At 66.1% G+C, this 23,903-nt stretch carries 19 protein-coding genes; 12 read left to right on the plus strand and 7 right to left on the minus strand.

Translation table 11 applies throughout. The features are described from left to right. Window positions 1-6: 6 nt before the first annotated feature. Genes H7F38_RS01570 through H7F38_RS01590 form a run of 5 tightly spaced genes read right to left on the minus strand, consistent with a single transcriptional unit; the run spans window position 7 to window position 7,367 of the window. Window positions 7-1,971 (minus strand): ABC transporter ATP-binding protein, encoded by a 1,965-nt coding sequence (locus tag H7F38_RS01570; protein WP_222618373.1) that lies wholly within the window; start codon window positions 1,969-1,971, stop codon window positions 7-9. Then, window positions 1,968-2,834, minus strand: coding sequence for an ABC transporter permease (locus H7F38_RS01575; RefSeq protein ID WP_187092565.1), 867 nt, complete (start codon window positions 2,832-2,834; stop codon window positions 1,968-1,970). The genes H7F38_RS01570 and H7F38_RS01575 overlap by 4 nt, the downstream gene beginning before the upstream one ends. Continuing rightward, a complete protein-coding gene (locus H7F38_RS01580) occupies window positions 2,831-3,799 on the minus strand; it encodes an ABC transporter permease (RefSeq protein WP_187092566.1) in 969 nt (322 codons plus the stop codon). Before H7F38_RS01580 ends, H7F38_RS01575 begins: the two co-directional genes overlap by 4 nt. Then, window positions 3,796-5,829 (minus strand): alpha/beta fold hydrolase, encoded by a 2,034-nt coding sequence (locus H7F38_RS01585; protein WP_187092567.1) that lies wholly within the window; start codon window positions 5,827-5,829, stop codon window positions 3,796-3,798. The genes H7F38_RS01580 and H7F38_RS01585 overlap by 4 nt, the downstream gene beginning before the upstream one ends. Continuing rightward, the gene (locus tag H7F38_RS01590; protein WP_187092568.1) at window positions 5,826-7,367 is read right to left on the minus strand and encodes an ABC transporter substrate-binding protein; all 1,542 of its coding nucleotides are present in this window, start codon (window positions 7,365-7,367) and stop codon (window positions 5,826-5,828) included. Before H7F38_RS01590 ends, H7F38_RS01585 begins: the two co-directional genes overlap by 4 nt. Before the next feature lie 753 nt (window positions 7,368-8,120). Here H7F38_RS01590 and H7F38_RS01595 point away from each other — a divergent pair. The 7 genes from H7F38_RS01595 to H7F38_RS01625 all read left to right on the plus strand — a co-directional run bounded on the left by H7F38_RS01595 (window position 8,121) and on the right by H7F38_RS01625 (window position 16,421). After that, a complete protein-coding gene (locus H7F38_RS01595; RefSeq protein ID WP_187092569.1) occupies window positions 8,121-9,518 on the plus strand; it encodes an IS1380 family transposase in 1,398 nt (465 codons plus the stop codon). A 280-nt stretch (window positions 9,519-9,798) separates the two neighbouring features. After that, window positions 9,799-11,142 (plus strand): ABC transporter substrate-binding protein, encoded by a 1,344-nt coding sequence (locus tag H7F38_RS01600; protein WP_187092570.1) that lies wholly within the window; start codon window positions 9,799-9,801, stop codon window positions 11,140-11,142. Window positions 11,143-11,276: 134 nt separating this feature from the next. Continuing rightward, window positions 11,277-12,149 carry a carbohydrate ABC transporter permease gene (locus H7F38_RS01605; RefSeq protein WP_187092571.1) on the plus strand — a complete coding sequence of 291 codons (873 nt, stop codon included), beginning with the start codon at window positions 11,277-11,279 and terminating at the stop codon, window positions 12,147-12,149. Beyond that, window positions 12,146-12,982 carry a carbohydrate ABC transporter permease gene (locus H7F38_RS01610; RefSeq protein WP_187092572.1) on the plus strand — a complete coding sequence of 279 codons (837 nt, stop codon included), beginning with the start codon at window positions 12,146-12,148 and terminating at the stop codon, window positions 12,980-12,982. Before H7F38_RS01605 ends, H7F38_RS01610 begins: the two co-directional genes overlap by 4 nt. A 116-nt stretch (window positions 12,983-13,098) precedes the next feature. Continuing rightward, window positions 13,099-14,268, plus strand: a complete 1,170-nt coding sequence (locus tag H7F38_RS01615) for an SIS domain-containing protein (protein WP_187092573.1) — start codon at window positions 13,099-13,101, stop codon at window positions 14,266-14,268. 162 nt (window positions 14,269-14,430) lie between these two features. Beyond that, on the plus strand, window positions 14,431-15,270 hold the full coding sequence (locus H7F38_RS01620) for a LuxR C-terminal-related transcriptional regulator (protein WP_187092574.1): 840 nt from the start codon (window positions 14,431-14,433) through the stop codon (window positions 15,268-15,270). A 161-nt stretch (window positions 15,271-15,431) separates the two neighbouring features. Next, window positions 15,432-16,421, plus strand: a complete 990-nt coding sequence (locus H7F38_RS01625) for an LLM class flavin-dependent oxidoreductase (protein WP_187092575.1) — start codon at window positions 15,432-15,434, stop codon at window positions 16,419-16,421. Here the strand turns inward: H7F38_RS01625 and H7F38_RS01630 are convergent. Beyond that, window positions 16,408-16,839, minus strand: coding sequence for a TIGR03668 family PPOX class F420-dependent oxidoreductase (locus H7F38_RS01630; protein WP_187092576.1), 432 nt, complete (start codon window positions 16,837-16,839; stop codon window positions 16,408-16,410). The two genes, H7F38_RS01625 and H7F38_RS01630, sit on opposite strands and share 14 nt — an antisense overlap. Before the next feature lie 156 nt (window positions 16,840-16,995). Here H7F38_RS01630 and H7F38_RS01635 point away from each other — a divergent pair, with 156 nt between their 5' ends. The 5 genes from H7F38_RS01635 to H7F38_RS01655 all read left to right on the plus strand — a co-directional run bounded on the left by H7F38_RS01635 (window position 16,996) and on the right by H7F38_RS01655 (window position 22,748). After that, window positions 16,996-18,975 carry an acetoacetate--CoA ligase gene (locus tag H7F38_RS01635; protein WP_187092577.1) on the plus strand — a complete coding sequence of 660 codons (1,980 nt, stop codon included), beginning with the start codon at window positions 16,996-16,998 and terminating at the stop codon, window positions 18,973-18,975. A gap of 10 nt (window positions 18,976-18,985) precedes the next feature. Then, window positions 18,986-19,735 carry an LLM class flavin-dependent oxidoreductase gene (locus tag H7F38_RS01640; RefSeq protein ID WP_187092578.1) on the plus strand — a complete coding sequence of 250 codons (750 nt, stop codon included), beginning with the start codon at window positions 18,986-18,988 and terminating at the stop codon, window positions 19,733-19,735. A 117-nt stretch (window positions 19,736-19,852) separates the two neighbouring features. After that, window positions 19,853-22,030: an AAA family ATPase gene (locus tag H7F38_RS01645; RefSeq protein ID WP_187092579.1), complete on the plus strand. Its 2,178-nt coding sequence runs from the start codon at window positions 19,853-19,855 to the stop codon at window positions 22,028-22,030. A gap of 18 nt (window positions 22,031-22,048) precedes the next feature. Next, window positions 22,049-22,375, plus strand: coding sequence for a helix-turn-helix transcriptional regulator (locus H7F38_RS01650; RefSeq protein WP_187092580.1), 327 nt, complete (start codon window positions 22,049-22,051; stop codon window positions 22,373-22,375). An 88-nt stretch (window positions 22,376-22,463) separates the two neighbouring features. Beyond that, window positions 22,464-22,748, plus strand: coding sequence for a DUF4242 domain-containing protein (locus H7F38_RS01655; protein ID WP_187092581.1), 285 nt, complete (start codon window positions 22,464-22,466; stop codon window positions 22,746-22,748). Window positions 22,749-23,150: 402 nt separating this feature from the next. Here the strand turns inward: H7F38_RS01655 and H7F38_RS01660 are convergent, their stop codons facing one another. After that, window positions 23,151-23,735 carry a hypothetical protein gene (locus H7F38_RS01660; RefSeq protein ID WP_187092582.1) on the minus strand — a complete coding sequence of 195 codons (585 nt, stop codon included), beginning with the start codon at window positions 23,733-23,735 and terminating at the stop codon, window positions 23,151-23,153. Window positions 23,736-23,903: the final 168 nt, after the last annotated feature.

Below are 23,903 nucleotides of genomic sequence, written 5' to 3' on the forward strand. Positions count from 1 at the left end.
TTTTGTTCATCGGTCGATCACATCCTCGATGGGTGGTGTTGTGGCTGGTGGCGGTGTGGCCGCAGGTTGAGTGACCGACCGGTCGGAGAAGGTTGCCGACGTAGGAATCGAGTCGAGCAGTCGCCTGGTGTAATCATGTTTCGGACGGTCCATCACGTCGTCGACTTTGCCCTGCTCGACAATCGCGCCACGGTGCAGGACGTAGACGCGGTCGGCGACCTGACGGACCACCGCCAGGTCGTGGGTGATGAACAGATAGCTCACGCCGGTCCGTCCGCGGATGTCCTGTAGCAGCGTCAAGATCTGCGCCTGCACGGAGACGTCCAGCGCCGACACGGGCTCATCACAGACTATCAGGGCTGGATCGACGGCCAGCGCTCTGGCGATGGCCACCCGCTGCCGCTCGCCACCCGAAAGTGCTGCTGGCATCCGCGAGCCGTAGTCCGCCGGGAGTCCCACGTCTGCCAGCAGTTCGCCGACCCGCTGGCGCGCCATATCCCGGCCGGCGCCGTTGACCCTTAGGGTCTCCAGCAGGGCTGATCCCACACTCTGCTTAGGGTCGAGCGAAGAATATGGATCTTGGAAGATGATCTGCGCCGTTTTGCGCAGTTCGCGCCGAACGCCGGCCGTCACTTTGGAGTAGTCGTTGGCGGCCAAACCGTTCAACGAGATGGCACCTGAGGTCGGTGTTTCCAGACCCACCACGCACCGGCCGATAGTGGTCTTACCGGACCCGGATTCACCCACCAGACCGACACTTTCGTTACGGCCCACCGTGATGCTGACGCCGTCCAGGGCGCGGGTGTGCCGGCCGCGGTGGCCGCTGAAGACCTTCACCAGATCTTTGACCGTCAGCAGGGGTGCAATCTGCGCCGATGCGTCCGCCGGGGCCGCAGTAGCGCCGGAGACCGCCCGTCGCGCGGCAAGTTCACTGCTGATCTCATCAGTCCGGACGCAGGCGCTGAGTCGGCCGCCGATCTCCCGCAGTAAGGGGGTGCCTGCGACACAGACGTCACGAACGAATTCACAGCGTGGTGCGAAGACACATTGCCCCGCGACGTCGTCCGGCGCTGGAACCGAACCCCCGATCGCGGCCATGACGGCCAGCTTCCGGTCGACCGCCGGTTCTGACAGCAGCAGGCCCTGTGTGTAGGGGTGCAGCGGCTGGCGCTCCAGATCCTGCGCCTTGCCGACCTCCATCAGCGAACCCGCGTACAGCACGTAGATGCGGTCACACACCGAGAACGCCACCCGCAGGTCGTGAGTGATCAGGACCAAACCCATGGACCGCGCCCTTTGCACCGACTTCAGCAGTGCCAGGATTTCTGCCTGGGTGGTGACATCCAGTGCCGTCGACGGTTCATCGGCGACCAGCAACCGCGGGTCCCGGGCCAATGCGGTCGCCAGCGCCACGCGCTGTCGCATCCCACCCGAGAGCTGAAACGGGTAGCGATGCAACACATCAGAATCAGCGATCCCGACCTCGGTCATCCGCCGCTGGGCGTCGATGACGGCCTCACGGCGAGAGGGCCGGAATTCCCGACCCCGACCCGCCCGCAGCGCCTCCACGACGTGGCCGCCGGCGCTCAGCAGCGGATTGAGCATGGTGAACGGGTCTTGGTAGAGCAACGTCATCTGCCCCCCGCGCAGCGCGCCGGCTTGACGATCGGACGCTGCCAGCACGTCTTGCCCGTCGAAGTAGACCTGGCCGTTGGCATGGACGTCTCTGGGCAGCAACCGCATGACCGCCTTGGCCAACATTGACTTGCCACTGCCGGATTCACCGACGATTCCAATCGTCTCACCGGTTCCGACCGTCAGGTCGACTCCAGAAAGAATGGTGCGATCACCCTTGCGGGCGGCGTGTTTCACCGTCAGTCCAGTTACTGACAGTAACATCTGCGAGCCGGAAGTCACTGATGCGGCGGCCTTCCCCGGGTAACCGGGCCTGTTTGCCTGCGTGCTGCTCACAGTGATCTCAAATCACGGTTGGAATACCGCTCGTACATCCAGTCGCCGATCAGATTGACCGAGACTGCCAGGACGACGATGGCCAACCCCGGGGCAATGGCGGCCATCGGATTGTCGAACAGCAACGCCTGACCGTCGGTCAGCATTCGCCCCCATTCGGCAGTACCCGGTTGCGAGCCAAGCCCGAGGAAGGCCAGTCCGGACAGCGCTACCAGTGCACCTGCGAAATCGACGGCGAAATCGGCCACGAGCACGGGGGCGATATTGGGGAAAATGTGTCGGTACATGATTCGCCAACGCGGAACGCCGACGGTGCGGGCTGCTTCCACATAGGGCAAGGCCCGCTGTTCCAGCGCGACACCGCGGACGATACGGATGTCGCCTTGCGCATTGAGGACACTGAGCACCACAATCGCCATCCAGTACCCACCGCCGGTCACGGCGACCACGACGATGGTCAGCAAAAGGCCCGGGAGCGAGAAGATGAAATCGACGGTCCGCATGATCACGCTATCTGTCACACCACCGACGTAGCCGGCGAGAATCCCGACGAGAACCGAGATCACCAGCCCGCTGAACGCGATGATCACAGGCCCGATCATCGCCGGCCTTGCGCCGGCGATGACCCGGGAAAAGACATCTCGGCCGATTTCGTCAGTCCCGAACCAGTGCGCACCAGAGGGGGCCTGGCTCACAGCCAATAGATTCTGCGTGTCGGGCGAGGTATGGAGCAGCGTTCGCCCGATCACCGCAGCCACGAGCATGAGAAATAGAAGGAACAGGGCGACCCCGATGGTCAGGGGTGTGCGGCGTCGTCTGCGGCGTCGCCGGGTCGTCAATACGCCGGTGGCAGTGAGTGTCATGATTTCCCTCGTCCGAAACTGACCCGCGGATCCACTACGGCATACAACAAGTCGATGCCAATATTTGCCAGAATTATCCAGATCGCCACGATCAACACGATTCCCTGGATCACCGGGATATCGGAGTTGTTGATGGCAGTCACCAGTAGCCCGCCGAGACCGGGAATCGCAAAGACCGATTCGACGAAGACGGTCCCGGTCAGCAGGCCGATCAGCAGCAGACCGGATGCGGTGATGATCGGGATCAGCGCATTGCGCAGTCCGTATCGGACGACGATCCGCAGTTCGGACAGTCCGCGGGCTCTTGCGAACGAGACGTGGTCTCGGTCGAGTTGATCGAGCATGGAGGCTCGGGTGATCTTGGTGATGAACGCCAACGGACCGATCGCCATCACCATGGCCGGCAGGGTGAGATGCCAGAGCCAATCAAGGGTCGAGCCGTCACCAAGACCGAAGATCGGGAAGATGCCGAACTTCAGGGCGAAGAGGTAGAGGGCGATGATGGCGATGACGAACGGTGGAGAACTACTCAGGACCGTCGTGATCGCCACCACCATCCGATCCAGTAGCCGGCCGCGACGCACGGCAGCGATGGTTCCGGTTGTCACGCCGATCAGCAAAGTGAGGATGATGCCGACAACGTTGAGGGTCAACGTGACGCCAACCCTGTCGCCGATGGCGGTCAGTACCGGCTGCGAGGTGAAGATGGATTGCCCGAGATCCCCGTGCAACACATCCCGCAGCCAGTAGATGTACCTCAGGTACAGCGGGTCGTTCAGGTGGTACTTCACCTGCAGTGCTTGGACTGTCGCGGTGTTGGTGGCGTGTTCGCCGATGAGCGCAGCCACCGGTCCACCCGGCACCAGCGAGAGCAGCAGGAAGACCACGATGCTGACGGCCAGGGCTAACGGGATCAGCATGAGCAGCCGGCGCAGCATGTACCCGCCGATGCCTCTGCCTCTCACGGCTGTTCGAGCCCAAGGTAGAGGCCGAGCCAGTCGGCGGCCCGGGCCCAGCAGTCGCTGCGGGCCTTGACGCTGTGCAAACCATGCCCTTCCTCTGGGTACACCACCAGCTTGGTATCGATCTGGCAGTCGATCAACGCGCGGTACATCTCTTCCGCCTGGCCAAGTGGGCTGCAGCGATCTTCGGCGCCATGGAGGAGCAGGGTTGGGGCGGTGGCGGTGGTGACGTGGATGATCGGCGACCGCTCGACGAACGCCGTCGCGTTACCGGAGGCGGGTGCACCCAACATAAGCTTGTCGTAGAACGCCGGGTTGTTGCTGCCGTAGCGGGCACTGAGCAGGTCGGGGTGTCCGAACATCATGACTGCGCAGGCGAAGCGGTCGGTCATAGCGGCGGCGCAGGCAGCCAGGTAGCCGCCGTAGCTGCCGCCGACAATTCCGACTCTGCCGACATCAACCCCGTCAACCTTGGCGCAGGCGTCGATGCCGCCAACGAGATCGGTGAGCTCCGCGCCGCCGGCATCACCGAGGTTGGCCCTGGCGAAATCTTGGCCGCGGCCGACACTGCCGCGCGGATTCGGCAGTAGGACTGCAAATCCCGCATCAACCAAAAAGCGGACTTCTATCGGCACCGCGACATTCCACAGCCCGGCCGGGCCCCCGTGGGCGTAGATGACAAGCGGTGCGGGGCCGGTACCGGCGACGGCCGGGGTGGCCAGGAGGCCATCTATTTGCAGTCCGTCTGCCGCGGTCCAGCTCAGTTGTCGAGTGTTGGCCAGTTCGAGCTGTGCGATATGGCCGCGGGACAGCCTGGTGACCGAGATCATATGAGGCGACTCATCTCTCGGGTCTCCGACGACAATTTCCGGGGACGTGCTATCCAAGGGCGCGCTGGCGGCCCAGACCAGTGGTTCGGCCGGTGCGCTACAACGCGGGAAGGCCATCGTGCCCGGCTGGATGTCATCGTGGCGCAGCAACCCTATGGAGCCGTCCGCGGCCACCCAGCCCCAGGTCGCCTGCATTCCGCTCCACCCGGTGAACCACAAGCTGTCCTCGGTGCGCCACTCGACCGAGACGACATCGACACCGAACCACGGCAGCTGGTCTACCGCGGCCGAGTCGAGATCGACAATCCGGATGTCTCCGCACACCCGGCCGCGGTCGCTGGACCATCCTTCTACGACTGCGACCCGGCCGCCCGAGGGTGAAGTCGCCATCGGGGAAAGCTGCCATTGCGGGCTATACACCTTCTCCACTTCACCGGTCTGCCTGTTCAGTACACCGACAATAGAGTCGTACCAACCGGACTCGGAAGAATCCGCCGACCAGATCACTGCGATGGTCCCGTCCGGGCAAAGTCCAACATCCCAGACAGTGCCGCTGCGCGGGCCAAGAAAACGCGGACGAGAGCCAGCAGTGGCGGTCATCTCGTACAACCGGCGTTGACCCGAACCCGGCCGCGTGACCGTCGGCCGGTGGCGCCGGGATGGGGCGGCATACCTGACCGCACCCGCCGTCACGACGCTATCGGCCCCGGGTGCAGCACAGGCCACCAGCAGCTGCTGCCCATCCGCAGACCAGATCAGGTCCTCGACATGACCGGGTGCCGTGCCTATCGCGACGCTGCGGTCAAAAGGATCGTCCAGGATCAGGATTTGTGCCTCTAATGGCGTCTCAGGTCGCTGCAACGCGACAGCAAGGCGCCTCCCGTCGGGCGACCACCGAGGTGTGGAGGCGGAGGTATCCGGCCCCGCACCGACGATTCGCATTGGCGGCCCGGCGGCGGCAGTCAACCAGACACTTGTAGCTATTCCGCTGACGTCCATCCGGGTCACCGTGAACACGGCAGTGCCGTTGGCCGGGTTGAGCCCGATGTCGCTGGGGGTCCGACGTTCGGTCAGCTGCTCGGTGAATCTGCGGCGGCGTTCACCGCGGCCCAGGTTAGCCGAACGGCTTGCCGCAGCCGTCCCGGTGGGCATCGGTGCGATCGGGGTGGCCCCCACCTCGTCGGCCCTGGCGATAGTGCTCAATTCGGGTGAATGACATTGAGCCACATCGACGTCGAGAAGAAGGCCCCCGGCGCATCGGCCGTCCAGCCCTTCTTCACCGCCATCGCCTGATCACCCCAGCTGATCGGAATAATCGGCACTTGCTGGGAGGCCAGCGCTTGTGCTTGCAGCGCGTAGGTCGCCGCGCTCTTGACGTCGGTTGCCGACTGAGCCTTATCGATCAGGGCATCAACCGCCGGATCCTTCAGGTTTGAAGAGTTGTTGCCGTTCTTCACCGCCTGGGCGCTCGAAAAATACTGCTGCACCAGCTCAACAGGATCGGGCGCGTCCGGGGAGTTACCGATGATCTGAACGCCCAGGTTTGGCTTGTGATCAAGGATGACCTGGAACCGCGGCCCACCGGCCATCAGATTCAACTTCAGAGTGACGCCGATTTGTGCCCAATCCTGAACCAGCACCTGGGCGATCTTGACGACCGTCGGCGAATCACTGGGAACGTTGAGGGTAGTGGTGAACCCGCTCGGCATCGACGATTGCGCCAGTTCCGCCTTCGCCTTGTTCACATCGAAATCGTAGGTGGCGACGGACTTGTATCCGGCATCGATCGTGGGTTGATCCAGAGCAGCGGCGAAAATAGCAGGCTGGTTGATGGTCGAAGAGACCGTGGCAAGGCCCGGCGTCAGACCAGCCGTGATGCCTGCCCGGTCAGTGGCGTAGTAAAGCGCCCTGCGAACATGGATATCGTTGAACGGCGCCTGCGTCATGTCCATGGTGAGGCCCCGCCAAACAAGAGCGGGAATGGACTGCACGGTTGCGGCAGCCGACCACTGCTTGAACGCGGAGGCCGGAACATCGAAGGTGCCCTGAATGTTGCCGCTCTGAAGTGCGAGCAGACGGGTTTGGTCGTCAGGGATGATCTGGAAAGTAATCTTGTCGAACGGCGTCTGAGCGCCGGTGTAATAAGGATTTCGGACGAGAGTGATGTGCGAGTCGGGCACGAATTCCGACACCTTGTACGGCCCGCTGCCCACCGGAAGCGTCTGTGGAGTGCCATAGCTTGAGAGGCTGGCCGACACTGACTTTCTCTCCCAGACATAGCCGGTCAGGCTCGCAGGAAGAAACTGCCACAGAGCGTCCGGCTGGCTCAGGGTCACCGTGACGACGCTGCCCGCGGCCGTCACTGATTTGACGTTCGACATCAGGGAGGCCTCTTGGGAGGCCACCTTGGGGTCGAGCTGCAAGTTCAGCGAGTATGCGACGTCCTCGGCGGTCACCGGGTTTCCATCGGAGAATTTGTGACCCGCGCCAATGGTGTACTGGAACTCAGTGGCGCTGACCGACTTGAAGCTGGACGCCACGGCAGGCAGTAGTTGACCCTTGGTACCAAAAGTCAACAGTTGACCTTGCACCAGCGACATCACCAGGTTGCTGTCGGTCGAATAGTTGGTCGGAGCGAAAAGCGTGCGGGGGGTGTTGCTCAGTGCCCAAATCAGATCCTTACCGGTGTCAGTCGGCGCCGTAGCCGAGCCTGTTGCCCCTGCTGCAGAGCTGCTCAGCAATCCGGAAGAGGAACTTGAACTCGAGTTGGGTGGCGGGGCGGCCGCACTACTGGGCGAACCGCCGCCACTGGACGACGAGCACGCCGTCAGCAGTAGCGCGCCAGTGAGCCCCAGGGCTGCAGCGACCCCGGTACGACTGGGCTTCCCCACAGTCCATGGACGTGCAGAACGAATCCTCATCATGTGCTCTCCCGATCTTTGCAGGAAATGTCGATGAGGCGCTTCATCGCTGAAGACACCGTGGCGTGAAGTTATCAGACGACCAGTTAACCCGTCTAGCAGGTTGGCTTAGAACTTTGCAGTGTTGGTTGTCGCAGTACGGGACCACGGGGGTCTACCGGGCTTCCAGCGCTTCACGCTCCGCCCGCCTGTTTCGTTCTGTGGACGAGCTGTGTGCCGCCTATCTTGGGCAGAAGCCAGGCGTCCACATCTGTGGTTAAGGCGCAGATGGAGCCGGCGGAGGCGGCGGGTCAACGGCCATCGCTGGTCTGACCGCCGCCGCTGCGGTCAGTCCGCCCAAGGCGGGCGAGACGGTCAGCTGCGGGGCGTGCAAGCTCGAGCGACGCGCCGTCGCGCTCCCCCGCGAGCAGCTGACCCACCGCTGGGAGGCCAGGTCCGGCAGGGTTTACCACTAGCCTCGCGCTTTCACGCGGATAGCTGACGGGGCGTTTCGGAGTGAGGGAAAGGTGCCCCGACCTGCGATAATGAGGGTCTCTGAGGTCCATATCGTCAGCAAACTGGAGCACCTTTCTAGTGTCGAAGCGTACTGGTTTCTACCCGCCGTTGACAGTGGACACGACCGCGAAGCGGGTGGTGTCCCACGCCGGTGCTGTGCTGCTGGTCACCACCGCCGGGAAGGTCGGGTTGGACCGGGCTTTGTCTGCGGCGTTGGCGCCGTGGCGCAAGCAGTGGGCGGTGCTGGATCCGGGGAAGATCCTGCTGGACCTGGCGGTCAGCGTCGCCATCGGCGGGGACTGCCTGGCCGACATCTCGGCGTTGCGGTCTGAGCCGGCGGTGTTCGGCCGGGTCGCCTCGGACCCAACAGTGTCCCGCCTGGTCGACTCGTTGGCCGCGACCCCGCAGGCCGCGTTGGCGGCGATCAACCAGGCCAGAGCAGCAGTCCGACAGCGGGTGTGGAAGATGGCCGGGAAGGACGCCCCTGACTTCGGAATCGACCGGGACCGGCCGTTGATCATCGACCTGGACGCTACGTTGATCACCTCCCATTCGGAGAAGGAACTGGCGGCGCCGACCTACAAGCGCGGTTTCGGGTTCCATCCGTTGGGATCGTGGGTGGATCACGGCCCCGACGGCACCGGTGAGCCACTGTCGATGATGCTGCGCCCCGGAAGGGCCGGATCCAACACCGCCGCCGACCACATCGCGGTCACCAAGGATGCGTTGCGGCAGTTGCCCTTCAACCGCCGCGGTGGCCGGATTGGGCGCAGGGTGCTGGTCCGCGCCGACAGCGGCGGCGGCACCCACGAATACCTGAAGTGGCTGGCCGGGCAGGGCCTGTCGTATTCGGTGGGGTTCGGGCTGACGCAGGACATCGTCGACAAGATCAACCTGATCCCCGACCAAGGGTGGACCCCGGCCTACGACGGCGATGGGAAGGTCCGCGACGGGGCGTGGGTCACCGAACTCACCGGCCTGCTGGACCTGGCGACGTGGCCACCGGGGATGCGGGTGATCGTGCGGGCCGAACGTCCGCACCCCGGGGCGCAGCTGCGGTTCACCGACTCAGGCGGGAACCGGCTGACCGCGTTTGTCACCAACACCACCGGCGGGCAACTCGCGGACCTGGAGTTGCGGCACCGCCACCGGGCCCGCTGCGAGGACCGGATCCGCAATGCGAAAGACACCGGCCTGCGGAACCTACCCTTGACTGCCTTCGCTCAGAATCAGATCTGGGTCGCTGTCGTCCAGTTGGCGACGGAGCTGACCGCGTGGCTGCAGATGCTGGCGTTGACCGGCACCGGCGCCCGCCGGTGGGAACCGAAACGGCTGCGGCTGCAACTGTTCTCCGTGGCGGCGACCATTGCGCGCCGATCCCGACGAGTCTGGCTGCGGCTGTCCGGGCACGCCCCGCACCAGCACCTGTTCGCCACCGGCCTGACCCGACTGCACGCCCTCAAGCAGGCCACCTGACCGCAGCACCCCCACCCCGACCAACATCGAGAAGACCCACCGGAACGTGGAATCCGGCACCACCCAGATGACCCTGGGTCGCTCTGACGAACCCGCAGACCCGCGGTGGGCGTCACAACACCAGATCTATCGCGCCGAGGGAAGGCCAGTCATCTCAAGAAAGATTGAGGCTAAGCCCACCAATCGCTCACAAATGCGCAGCGTTGTGGGACCGAATCGCGCATCATTCGGACAGATCCGGCAGCGTGAGGTCCGCCGAGCGCTCACCCTGGGAGGCAACATGCGCAGAAGCTCCGGACCATTCCCCGCCTCGCGGCGACGCGCCCCGACGCTGGCCGCGGTCGCGGTCCTGGCCATGGTCACCACCGCCTGCGGTGGAGGCGGGTCCACCTCGAACGCCTCGGACCAGACGAAGGGCGTGACGATCACGGTGGCGCTGGCCGCCGACCCGCCGCCCGCCGCTGACCTTGCCGCCTTCACCCAGCAGACCGGCATCACGGTCAATTGGGTCAACATCGACTGGGACAGCCTGCAGACCAAGATCTCCGCCGCGGCCACCGCCAAGACCTATTTCGCCGACGCCACCGACGTCGATTGGTCGCGGGTGGGCCAACTGGGCAAGCTCGGCTGGTTCCGGCCGATGGAGAAATACACGGACACCGCCGGGCTCAAGGCCGACGTGCCGCAGTTGACCTCTTTCATCTCCGACGGTCACGTCGTGGCGATCCCCTACGACGCCTCCTACATGGTGAGCACGGTCAACACCGACATGTTCTCGAAGGCCGGCATCACGACCATGCCGACGACCATAGACGGATACACCAGCGCTCTCCAACAGGTCAAGAGCAAAGGCGTGGTCCAGTACCCGCTGAACATCCCGTTCGCCGCGGCCGAGGGTCTGTCGACCTATTGGTACCAGACCACCAACGCCTTCGGCGGCGCGATCCTGGACGGCAAAGGCAAACCCCAGTTCACGCAACGAACTTCCGCCGGCTACCAGGCCGCGGCCTGGATGGTCGAGGCGATGAAGACCGGCCTGGTTCCGCCGGGCAACATCAACGTCACGGACAGCCAGGGCGAACAGACCCTGATGGCCAAAGGTCAGGTCGCCAGTACGTTCTCGGACTACTCGGGGACCGTCGGATCGCTGTACAACGACAAGTCCCAGTCTTCGGTCGTCGGCAGGACCCAGTACATAGCGACCCCCGGCGTCGGCAAGGTCGCCGGGAACCTGTCCAACCCCGACGGCATCGGCATCCCGCAGGAGGCCAAGTACCCAGAGGCGGCGGCGAAGTTCATCGAGTGGTTCACCTCCGCCGCCACGCAGGAGGACTTCGCGGGGCTCAACGGGCCCGAAAAGGCCTGGAGTGCCTACACCCTGCCGTCGCACCTGTCCGCGGTCCAGAAGCTGGCCACCAGTGGAGGTCTGGCCAAGGGCCAGATGCTGGCCGAGCTGCTGAAGACTTCGAGGCCGGTCTTCCTGGACGGCGCCCCCACCTGGTATCCGAAGTTCTCCAACGCGGTCTACACCAACCTGCATGCCGCCGCCACCGGCGCGATGAGCACCGACCAAGCCATCGGGGCCATCGCCTCCGCCGCGGACAGCCTCTCGAGCGGGTCGTGACCCCCTCTCCACCACAGGATCCGGGCCGGGCACGACCGTCGACCGGCCGACCCCGGCCACCGACCGAATCAGATTCCGAATCAGATTCCGAATCGCAATCCGAAGCTCGATCCGTCGCGCCGGGGGCAGTGCGCGTGCGCCGGCGGCCCGACCTGTTGCCGTACCTGCTCATCGCCCCGGTCGCCATCTTCATCCTCGGCCTGGCGTTCGTCCCCGCTGCCTTCACGATCGTCCAGTCGTTCTTCACCGTCGACGAACTCGATCCACCGGTGCGATTCAGTGGACTGCACAACTTCGTCCAGGTCTTCCACGACCCCGCGGTGCTGAACAGCATCGGCAATACCGCGTTCTACATGTTCGTCGGCGTGGGTCTTTCGACCGTGCTCGGCCTGGCCATGGCCGTCCTGCTCCAGGGCGCCTTCCGCGGGCGCAGCGTGGTCATCGCCATCCTGATCCTCCCGTGGGCGCTGCCCGGCGTGGTGGAGGGCATCCTGTGGACCGGCATCTTCGATCCCAACTCCGGCCTGATCAACAGTCTGGTGTCCACCCTGCACCTGGGTTCCGGCACCGGCATCCTCATCGGCCAGAACCGTTTGCTGACCATCTCTCTCATCGAACTGGTCCAGGTCTGGCAGATCACCCCGCTGTCTGCTCTGCTCATCCTGGCGGCGCTGCAGCTGATCCCGGGTGAGCTCTACGAAGCCGCCGCGATCGATGGCGCCGGCCCGTGGCGCGCGTTCCTGCGCGTCACCCTGCCGCTGGCCCGCCCCGATATTGCGGTGGCGATGGTCCAGGCCGTCATCGCCACCTTCAACGTGTTCGACCAGCCCTATGTGCTGAACGGGGCCGCCTCGACGGGGGCCTCGCTGACGATGCAGACGTACTTCATCAGCTTCCAGAACCTCAACTTCGGCCAGGGCTACGCACTCTCGCTGCTGATCGCGGTAGCGACCTGCGTCGTGTGCGCAGGAGTCGTGCGGGTCATCTACCGCAGGGTCGAGCTGTGAACCGGCGCCGGCACCCGGTGCGCGCCGTGGGTATCGCCCTGCTGGTGATCTGGTCCCTCGTCCCGATCTACTGGGCCGCAAAAGCCAGCCTGCAGACCGAGAACGATGCCCACGCCCGACCGGCGCAATACTTTCCGCTGAATCCCACGCTGGTCAACTTCCGGACTCTGCTCAATCCCAACAGCAGCGTCGCGTCCGGCATCCGCCGTTCCATGCTCAACATCATCGTCGAGTGCGGGCTCGCCACCATCGTGACCGTCCTGCTCGCCACCCTGGCTGCCTATGCCTTTGCCCGCATGCACTTCCGGGGGCGCAACGTGCTGTTCTTCGCGGTGCTGGCCACCATGGCCTTCCCGCCCTACACCACCCTGATCCCGCTGTACCGCATCATGAGCACCTTCGGTCTGGTCAACACCTACACCGGCATCGTGCTCGTCTACGTCTCGGGGTTTCTCCCGCTGGCCACCTGGGTGCTGCACAACTACTTCGCCAGCCTGCCGATGACGATCGAGAAGGCCGGCCTCATCGACGGCGCCAGCCGGATGCAGGTGCTGTGGTACCTCCTGCTGCCGCTGGCCCGACCCGGGATCGTCTCCACCGCGCTGATCACCTTCCTGTTCGCCTGGGCGCAGTTCCTCTTCCCCCTGGTGCTCTCCAGCGACCTCTCCACCCAGCCGCTGACCGTCGTCATCGCCGCGCTGCAGGGGCGACATGTCGTGCCGTCGACCCTGTTGTCCGCTGCCGGCATCCTGGCCATCGCCGTCCCCGCCGTGCTCGCGCTCAGCTTCAACCGCTACATCGTCAACGGGCTGCTGGCCGGAAGCGCCAAATAGTTGCACCGCCGTGTCAGACCATCCCCGCGCGGCACTACATTCTTGAAGCGCACCGCCACCGACGAGCGTCAACGTCCCGGCGACCCTGCCTCTACCGCCCTCGAGGAGCTACCCGCATGACAACGATCCTGGGGCAACCGCCCATCGACTTCGACGCCGCCGGTGCCCGGTGGACCGCCCGCGAGATCGCCCAGCAACCCGCCCTGTGGCGGGAGGTGGCCCGTACGGTGGCCTCGGTCGGCGCAGAGACCGACGCGTTCCTCCGCCCGCTGCTGGACATCAGTGACCTGCGCATCGTCCTCACCGGGGCCGGCACCTCCGCGTTCGCCGGAGAAGTGCTTGCCCCGTACCTCGCCCGTGCCACCGGCCGACGGGTGGAGGCCATCGCCACCACGGACCTGGTCTCCAATCCGCGGTTGAACTTCGCCGAGAACGTTCCCACGCTCCTGGTGTCGTTCGCCCGATCTGGTGACAGTCCGGAAAGTGTCGCGGCCACCCGCCTCGCCGACCAGTGCCTCACCCGATGCCATCACCTCGTACTGACCTGCAACAGCGGCGGCGAGCTGTACCGCGATCACAGCGGAGCACCGCGCTCTCTCGTGCGGGTCATGCCGACGGCCGCCAACGACCGCAGCTTCGCGATGACGTCGAGCTACACCTGCATGCTCCTCACCGCGTTGCTCGTTCTCGGTGCGGATCAGGGCGACGACCTCGCCGAGCGACTCGCCACCTCGGCAGAACGATTGCTGGCCACCAGCGCCGCCGAGATCCGGGCCGTTGCCCATCGGCCCTACCGCAGGATCGTCTACCTCGGTAGCGGCCCGTTGAAGGGAATTGCCCGGGAGTCCGCGCTGAAGATGCTCGAACTCAGTGCCGGCACGATCGCCACCTGGTACGACTCGCCGCTGGGGTTCCGGCACGGGCCCAAGTCGGTTCTCGACGACACGACGCTCGTCCTCGTCTTCATCTCCACCGACCCCTACACGCGAAAGTACGATCTCGACATCGTCGCCGAACTCCGGGCGACGCTCGCACCGGGAGCGGTCGTCGCTGTGACGGCACACCCGGACGACCACGACGGGAACAACACCTGGACGATCGACGGTGTCCAGGATGTCGATGACGCGGCCATCTCCCTACCTTTCGTCCTGTGCGCCCAGCTGCTGGCGCTGTACATGTCGATCGCGCTCGGTCACACCCCTGACAATCCGTTCCCCGCCGGGGAGGTCAACCGGGTGGTCCAGGGCGTCACGATCCACCCCCTCGAAGGATTGGCGCAGCAGTGATCCCCGGCGGCCGGTGACGTCGACCTGATCGATCATCGGAGGAAGCCGGGGTCGGGCGGTGCGGGGCGTCCGGTCTTGTGGTGGGAGCGAGCGTTCCGCTAGCGTGCGCGGAACGTGCAGCGATCGCCTCAACGTGGAGGATTCGAGTATGGACCGGGCTCGATGACCGTGATTCCCTGGGCCCGACCGGACGCCGAGAATCAGCTGCGTGCGACCATCCGGGCCTGTCACGAGGTGTCCGGGACCGACTTCGTCTACGGCGGGCTGATCTGCGCCGGCGGGGTCCGCCTGTCATCGTTCATCGGTGCCAGGACGCGGGGACTTCATGGCCTGCTGGTGCGTCCGGGGATGGGTCTGGGCGGCCAGGTGTCCGAGGCGCAGCGGCCGCAGACCGTCTTCGACTACGCGGCCGACAAGGGCATCACCCACGACTACGACCGGCCGGTCCTGCGGGAGGGAATCCGTTCGGCGGCAGCGATTCCGGTGCTCGTGGGACAACAGACCCGGGGCCTTCTCTACGCCGCGACCAGAGCGGACACCCCGGTCGGCGGCCGGGTCGTCGAAGAGATGGTGAAGTTGGCCGGACGTCTGGCCGATCGCCTGCAGATCGACGACGAGGTCGACATCCGGCTGCGGTTGATGGGCGCGTCCCTGAGCCCGGCACCGGCGTCGTCGGAGGACGTTCGAGACGTCTACCGCGAATTGCGGGTGCTCTCGCAGATGGTCGACGACCCGATCCTCCGCGGCCGCCTGCTGCAGGCGACCCAGAGGCTGATCGGGCGTCCGGGAGCTGTGCCGGAACCAGATCCCGGCCTGACCCTACGCGAGATCGATGTGCTGGCCGAGGTTGCCCTGGGCTGCACCAACCGACAGATCGCCGATCGGCTGTCGCTGGCCACCGAAACGGTCAAGGCCTACCTGAAATCGGCCAGCCACAAGCTCGGGACCGAGAACAGGTTCCAAGCCCTCTCGGAGGCTCGACGCCGCGGATTGGTGCCGTAGCCCAGCCCAGCCCCGCCCGCCCCGGTCGGTCCGGCACCCTCTTTCGTGGGTAGCGACGGACGAAGTGCATGCCACATGCTGTCGCTTGCACCAGCCGCCCTGCAGGCGGTGATGGTGGAGACCAGTCAATTCCATGCGTTCGTCCCGAGGAGGGCCAAGCAATGAAGCTCGCGCTGTATCTTCCCAATTTCCGGGACAAGGTAACCCTGAAAGAGCTCGAAGACCTCACCGCGCTGGCCGAGGATCTCGATTTCGACTCGGTCTGGACGCTCGACCGGATCATCGTTCCGGAGGCTTCCGATCGCGGGGAGCTGAAGTTTCCCTTCGGGATGATGACTGATTTCCCGTTGCAGATGCCAGTGATCGCCAGGGGTGAATGGTTCCAGGGCATGACGCTGATTCCATGGCTCGCTGCGAAGACCGAGAAGGTGCGGATCGGCATGAGCATCATCGACACGCCCTATCGCTCGCCGGGTGTGCTCGCCGCCGAGCTCGCCACGCAGGACCACCTGTGCAATGGTCGGCTCAACGTCGGCATCGGGTCCGGTTGGATGCCCGAGGAGTTCGCCGCGGCGAGCGTCACCGACCTGTTCCCGCGCCGCCATGCCCATGTGCGCGAGACGATCGAGATCATGCAGGGCATCTGGACCAATGATCTTTTCGAATACCACGGCGAATTCGCCGATTTCGAACTGTCCGGGTTCGGGCACAAACCCATTCAGAAGCCGCACCCGCCGATCTACTTCAGCGGACTGAAGGATGCCAAGCGGTCGGCGAGACGCATTGCCAAATACGGACTCTCGGGCTGGATCGGTATCCAGGACGCGCCAGAGGACATCAAACGCTGGCGCACCGAGATCGAGCGTGAACTGAACGAGATGGGTGGCACCCTGCCGGAGAACTTCGACATGTGCAGCATGATCTGGTTCATGATCACCGACGAGGACGTGGACCAGACCCCGGCCGGCAAGGTCTCCAATCTGCTGGTGGGATCCGCGCGTCAGGTGGAGGACATCCTGAAGCGCTACCAGGAAGCCGGCATGACGATGCCTCTGCTGTGGCCGCCGTTCCGCGACGTGCCGACGTCCAAGACGCTCGATGACCTCAAGCGCCTGAACGAGGAGATCATGCCCAAGGTCAACGCGGTCTGAGGTGCGTGGTAGGAGTCGCCGTCCAGCCGCTCCACGAGGCGACGTCGATCGAGACGACCGGGCCGCGTGGGCGGCGCTCGCGGTAGACCGCGTAACGGTCCGCGAGCACGTCGACTGCCTCGTCGTCGGTGTCCAGCACGGATGCCCTACCGTCCGCCCTGGCCCACCACAGCCTGCTCCAGTCGTCATCGTAGAAATCGACAAGCAGGCAGACGGCGGGCCGGGCTGCGATGTTGTCGAGGCGGCGCAGATGTGTTGTGCTCTTAGGCTTGTCGTCGATCACGAAGACGATCCGCTCGTCGATGACGGCGAACGTCACCGGCACCAGGTGCGGGATGCCGTCAGCCGAAACGGTGGCCAGCCTGGCCACCCGGCCGGTGGCGAACCGGGCACGGGCCTGGGCCGCAGGCAGTCGCATCAGGACCGTGCCGCTGGTGCGGCGTGGCAGTTGTCCATGACCATCCGGCACTCCATCTCGGTCGCTTGTCCGGCGAGTATGGCAACTCACCGGCTGTCCCGCTCGACCGGTGTGCGGTGGTGCCGGTGGTCGGCCGATATCGGTAAGGAGAGTTGAATGGCAGAGACGCTGTGGAGTCCTTCGGCCGTACGCATCGAGAAGTCGGCTCTGCGAGCCTTTCTCGACTGGCTCGAAATCCGGGAGGGCCGGCCGTTCGACGACCACGATGCCCTGTGGGCCTGGTCCGTCGAGGACCTGGATCGGTTCTGGCTCTCCGTGGTCGACTACTTCGGGGTCGCGTTCTCTACCGCGTGGACGCAGGTGCGCACGGGCGACCCGATGCCCCGCACCCGTTGGTTCACCGGGGCCCGGCTGAACTGGGCGCAGCACCTGCTGCGCAAGGGGGCACCGGACGCGGTCGCCCTGGTCTGCGTCCAGGAGGGTGGCCACCCGGCCCGGGAGATCACCTTCGGCGAACTGCGTCTGGCGGTGGCGGCGGCGGCCGGCTGGTTGCGCCGGGCGGGTGTCCGTCCCGGCGACCGGGTGGCCGCCTACCTGCCGAACACGGAGCACGCCGCCATCGCCTGCCTCGCCACCGCCTCGGTCGGCGCGGTGTGGGCGTGCTGCTCCCCCGACTTCGGGGCCGAAGGCACCATCGGTCGTCTGGCGCAGCTGGATCCCACGGTGCTGATCGCCGCGGACGGATACCACTGGAACGGCAAGGATGTCGACCGCAGCGACGTCGTCGCGCGACTGCGGGCGGAGTTGCCGACGCTTCGTCACTTCGTCCACGTCCCCTATGTGTTCGACCGTCCGCCGCCGGACGGCTCGACGCCGTGGGAGGAGTTGCTGGCCCGCCAGGAGCCGCCGGATTTCGAGCAGGTGGAGTTCTCGCACCCGCTGTGGGTGCTGTTCTCCTCCGGGACGACGGGGCTGCCCAAAGGCCTGGTGCACGGACACGGCGGGATCACCCTGGAGGGTCTCAAGTGGTCAGGGCTCTACGCCGGGCTCCGTCCGGGCGAGCGGATCTTCACCTACACCTCCACCGGCTGGGCGCTGTGGAACATCCAGATCAACGCGCTCATGCAGGGGGCGAGCCTGGTCCTGTACGAGGGCAGCCCCGGATATCCGGCGGGAGCGATCTGGGAGGTCGCGGCCCGCACGGGGACGCAGGTGATGTTGCTCGGCGCCGCGGTGATCACCGCCACCGCCAATGCCGGTATCTCCCCACGGCAGCAGGGACTCGACCTGGGCCGGCTGCGTCATCTGCTGGTCAGCGGGTCCGCCCTGCCGTCGGCAGGCTACCTCTGGGTGATGGAGCACGTCAGTGCCGATCTGCGGATCGACTCGACCAGCGGCGGCACCGACATCTCGGGCTCCTTCGTCGGTGCGAACGAGTACTCGCCCGTCCGGGTCGGACGGATCGGCGGCATCCTGGCGGGGGTCGACTGCGCGTCCTGGGACGAGAACGGTGAGCCGGTGATCGACTCGGTCGGCGACCTGGTCGTCACCCAGCCGATGCCGGCCATGCCGGTGTACCTGTGGAACGACCCCGACGGGGTGCGCTACACGGAGTCCTACTTCGAGACCTGGCCCGGTGTCTGGCGACACGGGGACTGGGTGACCATGCACTCCGACGGGAGCATCTCCGTGCACGGGCGTTCGGACGCGACCCTGAACCGGCAGGGCGTGCGGCTGGGCAGTGCCGACTTCTACGACGTCCTGGACACCATGCCGGAGATCAGCGAGACCCTGGTCGTCGGCCTCGATCTGCCCGATGACGGCTACTGGCTGGGACTTTTCGTGGTTCCGGCCCCCGGCGAAGCATTCGATGACCTGTTGAAGAACAAGATCACCGCGACGCTCCGCACCCGTCTGACGGCCCGTCACGTGCCGGACGAGATCGTCGAGGCCCCCGCCGTCCCGCACACCCTCACCGGTAAGCGACTCGAGGTTCCGATCAAGAAGCTGCTCGCCGGACAGCCGCTCGAGAAGGTCGCCAACATCGCATCGGTCGACGACCCCGACGCGCTGCGCTGGTACGCGCGTTTCGCAGCGGACCGGTTCGCAGCGGACCTGTCCGAGACAGCGGACTGACGGCGGACGGATGCGTCTGGGTGCGACGCTCGCCCACCTGTCCCCGGGGCCTCCGATGGTGATCGCCGAACGGGCGAAACGACTGGTGGGCGCCGGGTTCGAGAGTCTGTGGGTGCCGCAGGTGATCGGGCGCGGTTTCATGGTCGCGGATCCGTTCGTCACCCTGGCCGTGGCGGCCACGGCGACCGAGGGCGTGGAGCTCGGGACGGCGACGGTGCAGGTCGCTCTGCACCATCCCGTCGACCTGGCCCATCGGATGCTGTCGCTGGCACTGGTGTGCGGCGACCGGCTCACCCTCGGTGTCAGCCCCGGGTCGACCGACACCGACTACGCCGCGTTCGACCAGGACTACGCCGCGCGCTTTCGCACCTTCGAGCAGAACATGGCGCGGCTGCGGCCTCTACTGCAATACGGCCGGGACGCCCGGGTCGACATCGCCCCGGCGGACGTGGCCCGCAGGATCCCACTCCTCCTGGGTTCCTGGGGCGCCAACGTCGAGCGTGCAGCTCGCGAATTCGATGGCTGGCTCGCCTCCGGCGTTCGCCGTTCGACGGACCAGATCATCGCCGCCCACGAACGGTTCCGGGCGGCGGGTGGCCGGCGCGCCATCGTGTGTGCCCTCCGGCTGGCCGACGAGCACGACCTCGGCCCGATGGGAGAAGCGTTGCAGCGCTATGCAGAAGCCGGTTTCGACGATGCTGTCGTACTCATCGACCCCGACGGCCCGCCGCCAGAGCAGGTACGGGCCACGCTGGGTTAGCCGGCGAAGGACCCGGCAACACTTCCACGCAAACTTCGATCGGGACATCCACCCGACATCGCAGATCGCGGGGCGCTGATCGTCCACCTCGCGACACCGGAGCGCTAGTCTCGCGAGGTGTCGTTGGTCGAGCGCGATGATCTCGTCGCCCGCATTGCGGCCGCCCATGCGGCAGCCCGGGCTGGACACGGCTCCATCGTTGCGGTGTCCGGGGAAGCCGGCGCCGGCAAGACTTCACTGGTGCGCGCGGCCTTTCCTGGCCGGACGGCGGCCTGGGGGTTCTGTGAACCGCTCTCCACGCCACGCCCGCTCGGGCCGTTCCGCGACATCTCCCGGATCATCTGGGGCGGCAGGGCCGACCACGATCTGCGGGAGACGCTTCTGGACTGGATGGGCGGCGAGCCCATCCCACTGGTCGTGGAGGACGCACACTGGATCGACGACGCGAGCGCGGAACTGCTGCGGTTTCTGGGACGACGGATCGAATTCTCCCGTGGCCTCGTCGTGGTCACGTTCCGCGACGAGCTGGCCCCCGCCCATCCCCTCCAATCATTCTTCGGCGACCTGGCTTCCGCGCGCACCGTCGAGCGCATCGTGCTGGCACCGTTGTCCGCGGACGCCGTCGCGCAGCTGACGGGCCGAGCGCAGGACGTGGAGAACATCTACCAGCTCACCAAGGGCAACGCGTTCCTCGTCGTGGAACTCGCCCAGGCGTCGGGTCGCCGGATCTCACCGACCCTGGCCGACGAGGTCGCCTCCCGGGTCGGTCGACTGTCCGACCCGTCCCGACATCTGGTCGAAATGCTGTCGGTGATCCCGGGAAGGACGGACACCCGACTGCTCGCCGAGGACTGGCGACACCTCGACGAGGCCGTTGTGGCCGCCATCCTGGAGGCGGACGACACCCACGTCGAATTTCGACACGAACTCATCCGACTGACGATCGAGGACGGTCTCCACCCCGCCCGGAAGGCCTCGCTGCACGCCGAGGTGCTGGAACGGTTGATCGGACTGGGCGACACCGAGCCGGCGGTGATCGCCTTCCACGCCCACCACGCGCATGCGGTCCGGACCGCCTTCGATGCCGAGCAGGCTGCGGGTGACCGTGCCGTGGAGACTCGATCGCATCGCGCCGCGGCCGAACACTTCAGCCGCGCGGTCGAAGGCGCGCCCGCGGGCACGGGCCCGTCCGCACTCGCCCTGGTCCTCATCCGGCTGGCCGAGGCCGAGTTCCTGGCCGGGCGAGGGGCGCAGGCGTTGGCTGCGGCCAACCGGGCACTCGCGCTCTGCCCTCCCGGCACCGACGTGCGGGTGCGGGGAACGGCGTTGAGTTGGCTCAGCCGCACCACGCCCGCAGAAGCTGCGTCCCATGCCTTCGCCCAGCAGGCCGTCGACCTGCTGGAACCCCTGGGACCCACCCGAGAGCTGGCGGCAGCACTCGCGCACCTCGCACTCAACCGGATGGTCGCGCGGGCGCTGCCGGAGGCGCGCCGGCTGGCCAGGCGCAGCGTCGAACTGGCCGAGCAGCTCGGCGACACCCCGAGCCTGGTGTCCGCCCTGCAGGCGCTCGGCTGCGCGGAGCTCCTGGACGGCGGGAGCCCGTCGGCGCAACATCTGCACCGGGCGATCGAGTTGGCCAGCGACGGCCGGCTGCACGCGCAGTTGGGCCAGGCGCACGCCAATCTCGTCTCGGCGACCGGCGAGGCCCGGTGGTACGCCGAGAGCGCGAAGGCAGCTGAGGAGGCCCTCGCGTACTTCGTCGCCCAGGATCTGGATCTGCACGCCGACTACGCCCGGGCATGGCAGGCCCGCTGCCTGTTCGAACAGGGCCGCTGGTCGCAGGCGACGACGTCGGTCGACGCGATCCTCGGGGCACCTTCCAGCCCCGGCGGAATCGCCGCGATCGTGGCCCACACGGTGCGCGGGCGGATTCGCGCCCGGCGAGGCGACCCGGACGTCTGGTCCCCGCTGGACCACGCGAAGCGCATCGCCGACACCACGCAGTCGCTGCAGCGCATCGCTCCCGTGGCCGCGGCCCGAGCGGAGGCCCTGTGGCTCTCCGGCCGGACCGACGACGGGCGGAGTGGTCTGATCGAAGCCTACGAACTCGCCCTCGCACGTGCGAACCCCTGGGCCATCGGTGAACTCGGACTGTGGATGTGGCGGCACCGACTCACCGACCAGATCCCGCCGATGGCAGCCAAGCCGTACCTGCTCCAGGTGCAGGGCGCCTTCACCGAGGCCGGCGACCTGTGGACCGACCTCGGCTGTCCGTACGAGGCGGCCGAGGCCTGAAGCGATTCGGACGATCCGGTGACGGTTCGGCGCGCGTTGGACTCGTTCACCGAACTGGGCGCGGCCCCCGGCCGGCAGCGGGCCGCCCGGCAGCTACGCCGACTCGGCGTCCTCAGGATTCCGCGTGGGCCGCGCACGACGACGGCGGCCGATCCCGCCGGCCTGACCGCTCGCGAGCGGGAAATTCTGAGCTGGATCCGCGGCGGCTACACCGATTCCGAGATCGCGGGCCGGCTGCACCTGTCCGTCAAAACCGTCGAACACCATGTGTCTGCAGTGCTGCGGAAGACCAATTCGCGCTCCCGCCGTCAGCTGCAAGTTAGGGGGGACGGCAACGAAACATAGGGGGTCGACCCCGATGTGGACCAGAAGCCGGCCCCCTAACGTCGAAGACATCGCTCAGCCCGAGTGATCAACTATCTCAGGAGACGCCATGCCCCGCTACCTGGTCGAGCGCACTTTCCCGGACCGCCTGGAAATCCCGATGAACGCCGAAGGCGCTCAGGTCTGCACCACCGTCGTCGGCAACAACATGAAGTCCGACGTCACCTGGGTGCACTCCTACGTGAGCACCGACAAATCGACGACCTTCTGCATCTACGACGCACCCTCGCCCGAGGCGATCCGCGTTGCGGCGCATGCGAACGAGCTCCCGGTCGACCGGATTACCGAGGTGCGCGTCCTCGATCCCTACTTCTACACGGGCCCCACCAGCTGACCGAACAGCAGCGCCCCCCGCGGCCGATACACCCTGGGCACCACCGCGTCCATCCGGAGGGCCAGAAATCGCTGCGCCACAGGGGAAATGGGTGGACGGTCCCGAGACGCGAACGGACAACGGCGTCATCCTGCCGGTCGGCAGATCGGCATCGTCGACGGTAGATCTGACGGTTCTTGTCCTCAAACCGTTGCAGGTCAACGGCTCCGACGCTGTGCCGACCTCAGGTCCGGGGGTGAAGCCGATCTGCCCGAGCCGGCGGCCGAGCGAAGCCGCGACACCCTCCGGGTCGATGAGCATGTGCAGATGACTACCGCGCAGACTATTGACCCTTCCTCACCTGGCGACTCCAGGTCAGGTCAGGTCAGGTCAGGGTCGGCCCGCGGTCGACGGGGACGCGACTCACAACCCACTTCCAGCGGTATCGTCCGGGCTGATCTCCGGCCCCACCGTCGACGCGGCGTCAGGGTGCCGCAAGGTGGACAACGAGCGGAACAAGCCAACGTCGCGCAGGCCGACCAACTCCCAGGCACGGGAGATACCGAACAGCAACGAGGCGATCATGCTGGCACCGACCAGAGAGGCCGGGGTGGTGGCGTTTCTGTCGATCAGGGCCGAGATGCCACCCCAACCCTCGACCACGCAGATGATCAACGCCCCGACGGCGATACGCCGGAGTTGCGCGGTGGCCGAGGTATTCACCATCGCCAGCCGCATGGTCGCGGCCCCATAGACGAGGCCGAGGGTCGCCAGAATGGTGGCAGGCCAACCAACATGGGAATCAGGCAGCAACGCCAGCGGGCCCATCGTGATCGTGTTGGTGAACATCAGCAATGCCGCCGATGCCTGTGCTTGCGCCACCACTGCGGTTTCCGGGTTGCGCAACCGGCGTGGCGCCAACGAGACAGCTACGAACAGCAGGCCGACCAGCGCGCCGGCTACACCGACGGCGGCGACGAAGAAGTCCCTGAAAGCAATGGGTATCACCGCACAAGGATACTTTCCGGCACGTCACACGTCCGGTTGATCTGCGTCGTGCCCAAGCACCGACCAAGGAGGATCGTTCGGCAGACGGCCCATAACTCAGCGATGGGTAGCCAGTCGCGAAAATCGCGAGCCGGGTGGGGCGGTCACCGTTCCGGGTTTCGCGCCATC

It is taken from the genome of Nakamurella sp. PAMC28650 (genome assembly GCF_014303395.1).
In the GTDB taxonomy this organism is placed as follows: domain Bacteria; phylum Actinomycetota; class Actinomycetes; order Mycobacteriales; family Nakamurellaceae; genus Nakamurella.